The sequence below is a fragment of the Rhodococcus sp. NPDC060086 genome (assembly GCF_042730275.1).
Taxonomy (GTDB): Bacteria; Actinomycetota; Actinomycetes; order Mycobacteriales; family Mycobacteriaceae; genus Rhodococcus.
On the sequence record NZ_JBHWWZ010000003.1, the window covers coordinates 217,676 to 228,316 of the forward strand.

A 10,641-nucleotide genomic window follows, 5' to 3' on the forward strand; every position below is an offset into this window, starting at 1 on the left:
ATGTGACGAGAACCGCACGCGCGGCCGAGGGAGGACTTCGCAGATGACCGAGTCGGCCGCCGCGGCGACGTTGAACGAGACGATCGCGCGCCTGGCACCCGGCACAGCTCTGCGAGACGGGCTCGAACGCATTCTGAGAGGCCGAACGGGCGGGCTCATCGTGCTCGGCTTCGACGAGCACGTCGCATCGATCTGCGACGGTGGCTTCGAACTCGATGTCGAATTCGCCCCCACCCGGCTCCGCGAACTGTCGAAGATGGACGGCGCGGTGGTGGTGTCCACCGACGGCACCCGCATCGTGCGCGCGAACGTGCAGCTCGTACCCGACCACCGCATTCCCACCGTCGAATCCGGGACCCGGCACCGCGCGGCCGAACGCACCGCCATCGAGACCGGATATCCGGTGGTTTCGGTGAGCCAGTCGATGAGCATCGTCAGCGTGTACGTCGAGGGACGCAGGCACGTCATCGACGATTCGGCGATGATCCTCTCCCGCGCCAACCAGGCCGTCGCGACACTCGAGCGATACAAGGCCCGTCTCGACGAGGTCACCCGACAGCTCTCGGTGGTGGAGATCGAAGACATCGTGACCTTGCGCGATGCGCTCACGGTCGCGCAGCGCCTCGAGATGATGCATCGCCTGTCGGTAGAGATCGAGCAGGACGTGCTCGAACTCGGAACCGACGGGCGACAGCTCGCGCTGCAACTCGAAGAACTCGTCGGCGACAATCAACTCGCCCGGCAGTTGCTCGTGCTGGACTACCTGTCGGGAACCGATTCCCCGTCGGTCCTCGACGTGGAGCAGGCGCTCGATGCGCTGGGATGCCTGACCGACGTCGATCTGCTGGACCTCACGACGCTCGCGCGGGCATTCGGATACCCGAACACCATCGAAGCACTCGACACTGCAATGAGCCCGCGCGGATACCGCGTCCTCAATCGCGTACCGCGGCTGCGGGCACGTCAGATCGATCGGCTGGTGAGCGCCTTCGGAACCCTGCAGGGTCTCCTCGCCGCGACAGCCGCGGATCTTCAGGCCGTCGAAGGAATCGGTGCCCTGTGGGCTCGGTACATCCGCGAAGGACTCTCACGCCTGGCCGAGGCGTCGATCACCCACTACGACTAGCGCCGACGACGACGCGTCCGACTCACGCTGTGACGTTGAACGGCTCCGGGCTGCTGCGCAGGCCCCCGAGCTGCCCGACGACCGTGTACGCACCCGGCCCGACCGGCTCCCTCGGTGCCTCACACCCGGGCTCGGACGTCGTGCCCGACCACTGCACCGTGAACGCCGCCTGATCGCCGGGCGCGAGCGACCGCAGGTCGGCGGTCGAGTCGGGAAAGCAATCGGTGTTCGCCCACACCCGGTTGTTGCCGTCGAGGGTGTACACGAGGACCTGCTGGAGTCCTGCACCGAGATCACGTTCGCACGCGGCAGTCCCGATATTGGTGATGACGATCGTGAACTCGGGCTCGGTCCCGACCTGGTAGTTCGGCTCGCCTGCCGTCACTCGCACTGCGAGCGACTGATCGGAACACTGCCCGGGAGCCGTCGATGCCGAGGCCGGGGTGGTGCCCGCCCCCGGGCCCGACTCGGCAGCACCCGAGGTCGAGGACGACGCGGACGAATCCGCGTCGTTCTCGCCGGAGGATGCGGCAGCGCCCGAACCGGCGACGCCCGAGCCGGTCTCGGCTCCGGCTTCTACGCCGGCGCCGTCCGGTGCGGACGTGGTGGTCTCGGACATCGTGGTCTCGGAGGCGGTAGGTTCCGTTTCCGGATCATCACCGCTGGTGAAGGCCAGAACTGCCCAGATCACCAACGCCAGCACGACCACCGCAACGACGATCGCAAGAACGCGGCGACGCCGGTAGATCTCGGGGGGAAGTGGGCCGTTGGGTTCAAGCACGCTTCACACGGTATGTCCCAGCTCGGACGATAGCCACATGGTCGTCGGCGTGTCGCGTCAGTCCGAGGTCACACCGATGTCGCCGATGTGGCCTTGCAGCTGAACGTGACCGTCGTCGAGCTTGTAGGTCACGCCCACGACAGCGCACCGACCATCGGCGATGCGCTCGGCGATGATCCGTGATCGTTCGTTGAGCACCTTGCCGGTTTCCACCACGTGACGAGCCTCGAGTTCGTCGACCGTGGAGAGGCCTTCGTGACGTCCGAGGAGAATCGACGGGGCGACCCGCTCGACGATGCTGCGGATGAAGCCCGACGGAACCTCACCGCCGTCGAGCGCCTCGAGCGTCGCACCGACTGCACCACAGCTGTCGTGACCGAGCACGACGATGAGGGGCACATCGAGGATCTCGACGGCGTACTCGATCGAACCCAGCACGGAACTGTCGATGACATGGCCCGCGGTGCGGACGACGAACATGTCACCCAGCCCCTGATCGAAGATGATCTCGGCAGCAACCCGGGAGTCGCCGCACCCGAAGAGGACGGCCGTGGGGTTCTGACCGTTGACGAGTTCCGCGCGGCGGTCGATGCCCTGGCTGGGGTGCAGCGGGGTGTTGCTGACAAATCGCTGATTACCCTCGGTCAGGGCCTTCCAGGCTGAGATGGGATTCGAGTTCGGCATAGGCACATTATTCACCTGCGCTGATGACCGGACTCACGCGGATATGTTCCCGCCCGGTGAACAACACCGCATGCTGCGACAGAAGGAGACGAGAGATGCCGGTCGATTCCGCGATATTGCTGCGGTGGTACGCCGCCGAGGCACGGGATCTCCCGTGGCGCAACGAGGGCGTGACGGGCTGGCAGATCCTGATGTCGGAGGTCATGTTGCAGCAGACTCCCGTCGTGCGGGTCGCGCCGATCTGGGAGGAGTGGGTGCGGCGCTGGCCGGTTCCCTCCGCGATGGCCGCGTCGAATCAGGCCGAGGTTCTGCGGGCGTGGGGCAAGCTCGGATATCCGCGCCGGGCGCTACGCCTGCACGAATGCGCCGGAGTCCTCGCTGCCGAGCACGACGATCGGGTCCCCGACGACGTCGACGTCCTGCTGTCGCTGCCCGGGGTCGGCGAGTACACGGCGCGGGCGGTCGCATGCTTCGCGTACGGGCAGCGGGTTCCGGTGGTCGATACCAACGTGCGGCGAGTCGTCGCACGGGCCGTCCACGGCAACGCGGAGCCCGGGAATCCTTCCACCCGAAGGGACCTCGCAGATGTCGAGGAATTGTTGCCTCGCACTCGCGCGCGAGCCGCGACGTTCTCGGCCGCGCTGATGGAACTCGGAGCGACGGTGTGCACCGCGCGGAACCCGGATTGTGGCCTGTGCCCGCTACCCGAATGCGCGTGGGTCCAGGCCGGCCGGCCGGCCCACGACGGCCCGCCGCGGCGAGTGCAGAAGTTCGCAGGCACCGACCGACAGGTCCGCGGAAAGCTGATGGCGGTGCTCCGCGACAGCGACACACCCGTCGAGCGTCCGGCACTCGATCAGGTGTGGCTCACCGACACCGGACAGCGCGACCGAGCACTGCACTCGCTGCTCGTCGACGGACTCGTCGAACAGACCGACGACGGGCGCTTCGCCCTCGCCGGGGAAGGCGCTCGTTGATCGAGAGCCCGGCGTGTCAGTCGAGGGCCTTCAAGAACCGTTCCACTTCTGCGCGGTATTCGTCGGGTCTGTCGTCGTGAACGAGATGTCCGGCGCCTGCGATACGCACGTACTCGGCGCCCGGCTGATCGGCCATCTCTCGCATCTGCCCTTCCGGGGTGATGGTGAACTCGCCCTCGACGAGCAACGCCGGTATCAGGATCGAGCGCCACTCCTCCCAGAAGTGGCGGATGCCCCATTCATCCGAGATGTCGCGGAACGTCGCGACCTCGCCGTGCAGATACCAGCCGTCGTCGCGGCGTTCGAACGAATCGAGGAAGTACTGCCCGGCCACCGGGCCGAAGAAGTCGATCATCGCCTGCTCGGTGGGGAACGGCTGCGGCCACTGCTCGATCATCGCGGCCCAGTTCGCTGCCGTACGACCGCGGAAGTCCGGGGCCATGTCTTCGAGCACGAGTGCCGCCACCCGGTCGGGATGTGCGGCGGCGAGGCACCACGCGTGCAGCGCGCCCATCGAATGCCCGATGACCACGAGTGGCTCGTCGAACCTGTCGAGACGGGACGCCAGATCCGCGACGAACGCGTCGGTCGTCAACTCCGCGGGCGCAGGGCGTCCGTGCCCTGCCGCATCGAAGGTGTGGACGTGCCCGTGCTCTCGTAGCCACGACACGTGGCGGCGCCACGTACGCGCGCTTCCCATCAATCCGTGCAACAGCAGGATCGGACGTCCGCTACCACCCTCGTCGTGCAACACAATCGCCCAAGGTAGCGGAGTATGCTCGCGCGCATGGCAGTCGTGAAGATCAACGCAATCGAGATCCCCGAGGGCGCAGGCCCCGAACTGGAGAAGCGGTTCGCCAATCGCGCGCACACCGTCGACAGTTCCAAGGGTTTCCTCGGATTCCAGCTCCTTCGCCCGACGGCGGGCGAGACCCGCTACTTCGTCGTCACCCAGTGGGAGACCGAAGAGGACTTCGCTGCATGGCGCGACGGCGATGCCCGTGCAGCCCATGCGGGCGAGGCAAAGAAGCCTGTTGCGTCGGGCGCATCGCTGCTCGAGTTCGAGGTCGTCCTCGACGTCAAGAAGTCCTGATGCCCGTGCCCGGTGAATCCGGGCGCGAGTTCACCTACCCCGATGTCGGCGCCGGCCGGGGCTCCCCCCCGGCCGGCTATCGGCACTTCACGATCGAACGCGAAATCGGCTGTGGCGACCGTATTTTCGATGCTGCCGTCGCACGATTGTTCGGCTGGCACATGCACCGCGCAGCCGGTATTCGAGTGGCGCCCGGGACCCCGGCACCCGCTCCCGGAGTCGACGTGTGTCTCGAATGGGGCGTCGGGCCGATCCGCTCGGCTGCGTGGTGCCGGGTGGTCGACGTCATCGACGAACCCGGCCGCCGAGGTTTCTCGTACGGAACGCTGACCGGGCACCCCGAGAGCGGTGAAGAGACCTTCGTCGTCGAACGCGACACCGACGGGCGAGTCACCGCCCGAATCACGGCCTTCTCCCGCTCGGCACGCTGGTACACCCGGATCGCGGGTCCGCTCGGCCGCCTGGTTCAGCATCGGATCACTCGGCGCTATCTCGACGGGATCGTCGCCGGTCCGCCGTAAGTGTGCGGATCGGTCCCTGTCCGGCCCCTCAACACCCGTCGGCGTCCTCCGCGGGAAACAGCTCCGCGCTTTCGGCGTCGGAGATCGCACGTTCGAGCAACGCGACGAACACGTCCTTCGGCTGCGCACCCGACACCGCGACCGCGCGGTTGGCGACGAAGAACGGAACGCCCGTGACACCCAACTGCCGGGCTTCGAGGAGATCGGCGCGCACGGAGTCTGCAGCGGCGCCGGACTCGAGATCCGCGCGGACCTGATCTGCATCCAGTCCCACCGAGACGGCGATACGCACCAGCGCGTCACGATCGTCGACGACCTCGCCGTCGACGAAATGCGCGCGGAACAACGCCTCGAGCAGATCTTCGCGCTTGTCGCCGGCGATGTGCAGCAGCCGGTGCGCGTCGAAGGTGTTCGCCGCGATCACCGTGTCGAAGTCGATATCCAGCCCGACCTGCTCGGCGGACCCGGCCACCTGGGCGAACATCTGTCGCACCTGCTCGGCGGGCATCCCCTTGATCTCGACCAGCGCCTCGATCTCGGGCTTCCGCAGTCCCGCCGGGGTGTCGGGCGCAAGCTGATACGACCGCCACGTCACCGAGACCCGGTCGCGCTGCGGGAAGTCGGCGAGTGCATCCGAGAATCTGCGCTTGCCGATGTAGCACCACGGGCATGCGATGTCGGACCAGATTTCGACGTGGGCGGTGGGAGGTACGGTTCCGGCAGGTGAGGTCACGGCTCGATCAACGACGTCGTGGCCGGGGTTGTTCCCCGGCCACCGTCTCCGACCGAGCTCTCGGTCAGGATTCGAGCGCGGCGTCGAGCGTGATCGGGACACCTGTCAGCGCGCGGCTCACCGGGCAGGTCTCCTTTGCGGTCTCCGCTGCTTTCGCGAAACCTGCGGCGTCGAGGCCCTCGACCTCACCGCGGACCGTCAGCTTGATCTCGGTCAGCCTGAACCCGCCCTCGGGGTGCGGTCCGAGCGACACATCGGCATTGACCTCGAGGCTCTGCGGGGTACCCCCGGCCTCGGCGATCACTGCGGACAACTGCATCGCGAAGCATGTCGAGTGGGCCGCGGCGACCAACTCCTCGGGGCTCGTCGTACCGTCGGCGTTGTCGGCCGCTCGCTTCGGGAACGACACGTCGAATGTGCCGCGCCCCGAGCTGGTCAATTCGACCTGCCCCGACCCGTCTTCGAGTCCACCGTTCCATGCGGTCCGTGCACTCCGTGTCGGCATAGTGATTCCCTCCATCTGGCCCGAAACTACGGTCTGGCCCGAACCTACGCCGTCGACTGCACCGCAGTCTCCTGTTCGCGGACAATCGACGAAAGCTGCACCACCCGGTCATCCGTGGCGTGTCGAAAGCCGTAGCGCCTGCGTGCGGATCTCGTCGCGCAGTTCGGGCGGCGACAGGAGCTCGGCGTCCTCACCGAATTGCCACATCACTGCTCCCGCATGACCCGAACCGCCGAATTCCACCTCGGCGCGGCACCATCCCTCACCGTCCGTATGACAGCCGTCCGCACCACACGCGGTGAGGGAGATCGCGACCGCAGCGAGTTCATCTCGGCGGTTCTCGCGTACCCGCACGGTCGCGAAGACGGTGGAGATGCCCGCGCGGAACTGGGCCCGCCTGCGATTCCAGATCTCGGCGAGATCGACGTCGGCGGGACGCTCGGCAGGCACGTCCAGCACCTTCACTTCGTCGATGCGCGAGAACCGGTACGTGCGTTCCTCACCGCGATGCGCGGCCACCAGGTACCACCGTCCAGCGGCACTGACGAGACCGATCGGGTCGACGGTCCGCCACCCGGACTCTCGTCCGCGCGGGCGGTACCGGATTCGGAGGCGCATGCCGTCGAACACCGCTTGCTGCACCCGGCCGAGGTTCGGATCGACCGGAGTCTCCGTGATCCATCCGGACCCGGTGACCAGGATCCGTTCCGATGCCCGGAGCGCCGCTGTGCGCCCCGCCTCGGGCAGTGCATCGGTGACCTTCCGCATCGCGGCTGCGAACGCAGGCGCCATGCCGAGGGCCGACGGATCTGCGGAAGTACTCGCGGCGAGCAACGCGGTTGCCTCGTCGACGGTCAGCCCGGTGAGGTCGGTGGTGAATCCGGGAAGCAACGCGAACCCTCCGTGGGGGCCGCGTTCTGCGTACACCGGGATACCGGCCGACGACAGCGCCTCGACGTCGCGCAGGACCGTCCGCACCGATACTTCGAGTTCGCGGGCGATTGCCGGAGCGGTCATCCTCCCCCGGTTTCTGAGCATCAACACCAGCGACAGCAATCGTTCAGCGCGCATCCCCGGATCATGGCACCGAAACCTGACACGAAGTGTCGTGTTCGGCGCCCCGAGATCAGGATCGTTCGATTGCGCTGCGGTGTCGGTACGACGACGGGGACTGACCGCAGAAGTCGCTGAACGCCCGAGCGAACGAACTTCCGTTGTCGAACCCGACGGCACGGGCGGTTTCCTGCACCGATTGCTCGGGCGAGGCGAGGAGCGCCATCGCGCGCAGCATCCGGGCCTGGAGCAGATAGGTGCGCCACGACATCCCCACGTGCTCGTCGAACAGTCGGCGCAGGGTGCGATCCGATACCGACACCGCGCGGCCGACCTCGCCGATGGTGACGTCGTGGAGATTCGCCTTCGTGAACGCCATGGCGTCGTGCACCACCGGGTGGTGGGACATCGGCAGGCTGAGCAGTGCTTCGTCGGAGTCGATGGCGTCGAGGACGAGACCGCCGAGGGTCGCGAAGAAGCCCTCTGCGGCTGCGTCGTCGGAGAGCCTGCCGACGGGCCACCGCTGCGCGTAGATGATCATTTCCCGGATCAGTGGGGAGACGTCGAGGACCGCGGCGCGTTCACCGTGGAATCGCACCAGTTCCGGATCGAACATCACGGCGATCGAACGCACCCTGGGGCTCATGGTCGCCTGATGCCGCAGTCCCGCGGGTATCCACACCGCTTGCTGGGGTGGCAGCAGATAGTGGGTGGTCGCGGTTTCCACCTCGACCACGCCGCCCACGGCGTACTCGATCTGATGCATGTCGTGGCTGTGCCAGTCCGTGACGAGACTGCCGCCCTCGTAGAGGTAACTCCCGGCGGTCACGGCTGCGCTGCGACGCAGATTCTTGACGTTGTCCGATCCTGCACGATGTATGGCCGATTGTGTGGAGACGGTCATGTCTGTGAACGGTACAACAGAGTTAGCCACTATGTGACAAGCAGCACCAGGAGTGACAATGCAACTCGACGACATGATTCTCGTAAGCATCGATGACCACGTTGTCGAACCACCCGACATGTTCGCCCGCCACGTTCCGGCGAAGTACAAGGACGAGGCACCCAAGGTCATCGTCACCGAGCAAGGTGTCGATCAGTGGGTTTACCAGGGGAAACCAACCGGCGTCAGCGGACTCAACGCGGTGGTGTCGTGGCCGGCAGAAGAATGGGGCCGCGACCCCGCGAGCTTCGCGGAGATGCGCCCCGGCGTATACGACATCCACGAGCGCGTACGCGACATGGACCGCAACGGCATCGTCGGATCCATGTGCTTCCCCACCTTCACCGGATTCTCGGCCCGTCACCTGAACCAGCACCAGGCCGAGGTGACCATCGTGATGGTGCAGGCCTACAACGACTGGCACATCGACGAATGGTGCGGCGCCTACCCCGACCGATTCCTGCCGCTCGCCCTCCTGCCCACGTGGAACGTACCTGCGATGTGCGACGAGATCCGCCGTGTCGCGGCGAAGGGCTGCCGGGCCGTCACCATGCCGGAACTCCCCCACCTGGAGGGACTGCCCAGCTACCACGACATCGACTACTGGGGCCCGGTGTTCCAGACCCTGTCCGACGAGGGCGTGGTGATGTGTCTGCACATCGGCTCCGGGTTCGGCGCGATCTCGATGGCGAAGGACGCACCGATCGACAACCTGATCGTGCTCGCCACCCAGATCTCCGCCATCGCCGCACAGGACCTCCTGTGGGGTCCGGCCATGCGTTCCTACCCCGATCTGAAGTTCGCCTTCTCCGAAGGCGGCATCGGCTGGATCCCCTTCTTCCTGGACCGCTGCGACCGGCACTACACCAACCAGCGTTGGCTTCGTCGCGACTTCGGCGGCAAGCTGCCCAGCGAGGTCTTCAAGGAGCATTCGCTCGCCTGCTACGTCACCGATCCCACTGCGCTGAAGCTGCGCCACGAGATCGGAATCGACATCATCGCGTGGGAGTGCGACTACCCCCACTCCGATTGCTTCTGGCCCGATGCGCCGGAGAAGGTTCTCGGCGAACTGGAGGCAGCGGGCGCGACCGACCCCGAGATCGACAAGATCACCTGGCAGAACTCCTGCCGCTTCTTCGACTGGGACCCGTTCTCGAAGATCAAGCGCGAGGACGCAACCGTCGGGGCGCTGCGAGCCAAGGCGACCGACGTGGACGTGTCGATCCGATCGCGCGCCGAGTGGGCGAAGCTCTACGAAGCCAAGCACAAGCATTCCGTGACAGCGAGGTGATTTCCCCGCTGTCGAATCGGAGCGGATATACCTGACAGAGGGTGTCGTGTTCGAGGCGCACGCTCTGTGTCATGACCACAATGCAGACAGACCCGCGCCCCTTGTTCCGCGACGCCCTCAACTGGGTGGCCGGACTCATCGACGGAGTCCGGTCGGCCCAGTTCACCGACCCGACACCGTGCCCCGAGTTCGACGTACGCTCCCTGATCGGGCACCTGGTATCCACCATCGACAGGGGCCGTGTCATCGGCGCAGGCGGCGACCCCTTGACCGTTCCCGAAGTGCTCACCGCACCCGACGACGGATGGGTCGCCGCACTGCGCACGAGCGCCGACCACTACTGGGAGGTGTGGAACGACGACGCGCTGCTCGACACCGTCGTCACCGCCCCCTGGGGCACCTTCCCGGGACGCGCCGCAGTCCTCATCGCACTCAACGAAGCACTCGTGCACGGATGGGACCTGGCCGCCGCAACAGGGCAGCCCGCGGAAGCCGACCCGGACCTGGCGAACGCAGCGCTCGGCATCATGCAGCGTGCGCTCCCCGAGACCCCGCGCGGCGGGCCCGTTCCGTTCGGCCCGGTGGTGGATCCCGCTCCGGCCGCGGGCGCGACCGAACGTCTCGCCAACTGGTCCGGCCGTGTGACCGAGCCCTGGAAGAACTGAGCACGGATCCACAACGCCTCAGGGGCGGCACTCCCGGATGGAGTGCCGCCCCGCCGAACTGGTCTGCACCCACACCGGCCTGGAGGTGGACGCCCGCACCCGCGTGCTCGGCACCGACGGCCGGGCCCTGCCGGGGCTCTACGCGGCGGGCGAGGCCGCCGGCGGACTCCTCGGCGAACGCTACGTCGGCGGCGGCAACTCCGTGGCCCACGCGCTGGTCCTCGGCCGGGTCGCCGGCCAGGAGGCGGCCGCCCGCGCCGCCGCGCTGT

Annotated in this window: 14 protein-coding genes; 7 read left to right on the top strand and 7 right to left on the bottom strand. The window is 67.0% G+C overall.

All coding sequences use genetic code 11. The annotated features are described in order from the left end of the window. The first annotated feature begins 43 nt into the window (after positions 1-43). Entirely contained in the window at positions 44-1,126 is a 1,083-nt protein-coding gene (disA, locus tag ACFWB0_RS03885) for a DNA integrity scanning diadenylate cyclase DisA (protein ID WP_378489100.1), read from the top strand. A 22-nt stretch (positions 1,127-1,148) separates the two neighbouring features. Here the strand turns inward: disA and ACFWB0_RS03890 are convergent, their stop codons facing one another. Both ACFWB0_RS03890 and ACFWB0_RS03895 read right to left on the bottom strand, forming a co-directional pair. Continuing rightward, a complete protein-coding gene (locus ACFWB0_RS03890; protein WP_378489101.1) occupies positions 1,149-1,907 on the bottom strand; it encodes a hypothetical protein in 759 nt (252 codons plus the stop codon). Between the two features lie 57 nt (positions 1,908-1,964). Further along, positions 1,965-2,591, bottom strand: a complete 627-nt coding sequence (locus ACFWB0_RS03895; RefSeq protein WP_378489102.1) for a carbonic anhydrase — start codon at positions 2,589-2,591, stop codon at positions 1,965-1,967. 95 nt (positions 2,592-2,686) lie between these two features. On the opposite strand from ACFWB0_RS03895, the gene ACFWB0_RS03900 reads away from it, so the two are divergent. Then, positions 2,687-3,568 (top strand): A/G-specific adenine glycosylase, encoded by an 882-nt coding sequence (locus ACFWB0_RS03900; RefSeq protein WP_378489103.1) that lies wholly within the window; start codon positions 2,687-2,689, stop codon positions 3,566-3,568. 16 nt (positions 3,569-3,584) lie between these two features. Here ACFWB0_RS03900 and ACFWB0_RS03905 read toward each other — a convergent pair whose 3' ends face one another. Further along, positions 3,585-4,322, bottom strand: coding sequence for an alpha/beta fold hydrolase (locus ACFWB0_RS03905; RefSeq protein ID WP_378489104.1), 738 nt, complete (start codon positions 4,320-4,322; stop codon positions 3,585-3,587). Positions 4,323-4,355: 33 nt separating this feature from the next. Here ACFWB0_RS03905 and ACFWB0_RS03910 point away from each other — a divergent pair, with 33 nt between their 5' ends. Both ACFWB0_RS03910 and ACFWB0_RS03915 read left to right on the top strand, forming a co-directional pair. Then, positions 4,356-4,661, top strand: coding sequence for an antibiotic biosynthesis monooxygenase family protein (locus ACFWB0_RS03910; protein ID WP_378489105.1), 306 nt, complete (start codon positions 4,356-4,358; stop codon positions 4,659-4,661). Continuing rightward, positions 4,661-5,182: a DUF1990 family protein gene (locus ACFWB0_RS03915; protein ID WP_378489106.1), complete on the top strand. Its 522-nt coding sequence runs from the start codon at positions 4,661-4,663 to the stop codon at positions 5,180-5,182. Before ACFWB0_RS03910 ends, ACFWB0_RS03915 begins: the two co-directional genes overlap by 1 nt. Positions 5,183-5,210: 28 nt before the next feature. Here the strand turns inward: ACFWB0_RS03915 and ACFWB0_RS03920 are convergent, their stop codons facing one another. The 4 genes from ACFWB0_RS03920 to ACFWB0_RS03935 all read right to left on the bottom strand — a co-directional run bounded on the left by ACFWB0_RS03920 (position 5,211) and on the right by ACFWB0_RS03935 (position 8,377). Next, complete coding sequence (locus ACFWB0_RS03920; protein ID WP_378489107.1) at positions 5,211-5,915, bottom strand: DsbA family protein; 705 nt, start codon at positions 5,913-5,915, stop codon at positions 5,211-5,213. 64 nt (positions 5,916-5,979) lie between these two features. Next, on the bottom strand, positions 5,980-6,420 hold the full coding sequence (locus ACFWB0_RS03925; RefSeq protein WP_378489108.1) for an OsmC family peroxiredoxin: 441 nt from the start codon (positions 6,418-6,420) through the stop codon (positions 5,980-5,982). A gap of 108 nt (positions 6,421-6,528) precedes the next feature. Beyond that, positions 6,529-7,491: a helix-turn-helix transcriptional regulator gene (locus ACFWB0_RS03930; RefSeq protein ID WP_378489109.1), complete on the bottom strand. Its 963-nt coding sequence runs from the start codon at positions 7,489-7,491 to the stop codon at positions 6,529-6,531. Positions 7,492-7,546: 55 nt separating this feature from the next. Next, complete coding sequence (locus ACFWB0_RS03935) at positions 7,547-8,377, bottom strand: AraC family transcriptional regulator (protein ID WP_378489110.1); 831 nt, start codon at positions 8,375-8,377, stop codon at positions 7,547-7,549. Positions 8,378-8,435: 58 nt separating this feature from the next. Here ACFWB0_RS03935 and ACFWB0_RS03940 point away from each other — a divergent pair, with 58 nt between their 5' ends. The 3 genes from ACFWB0_RS03940 to ACFWB0_RS03950 all read left to right on the top strand — a co-directional run. Further along, on the top strand, positions 8,436-9,707 hold the full coding sequence (locus ACFWB0_RS03940) for an amidohydrolase family protein (RefSeq protein WP_378489111.1): 1,272 nt from the start codon (positions 8,436-8,438) through the stop codon (positions 9,705-9,707). Positions 9,708-9,778: 71 nt separating this feature from the next. After that, positions 9,779-10,372, top strand: a complete 594-nt coding sequence (locus ACFWB0_RS03945) for a TIGR03086 family metal-binding protein (RefSeq protein WP_378489112.1) — start codon at positions 9,779-9,781, stop codon at positions 10,370-10,372. A gap of 37 nt (positions 10,373-10,409) precedes the next feature. Beyond that, a partial coding sequence (locus ACFWB0_RS03950) for an FAD-binding protein (protein WP_378489113.1) occupies positions 10,410-10,641 on the top strand: 232 nt, incomplete at its 3' end.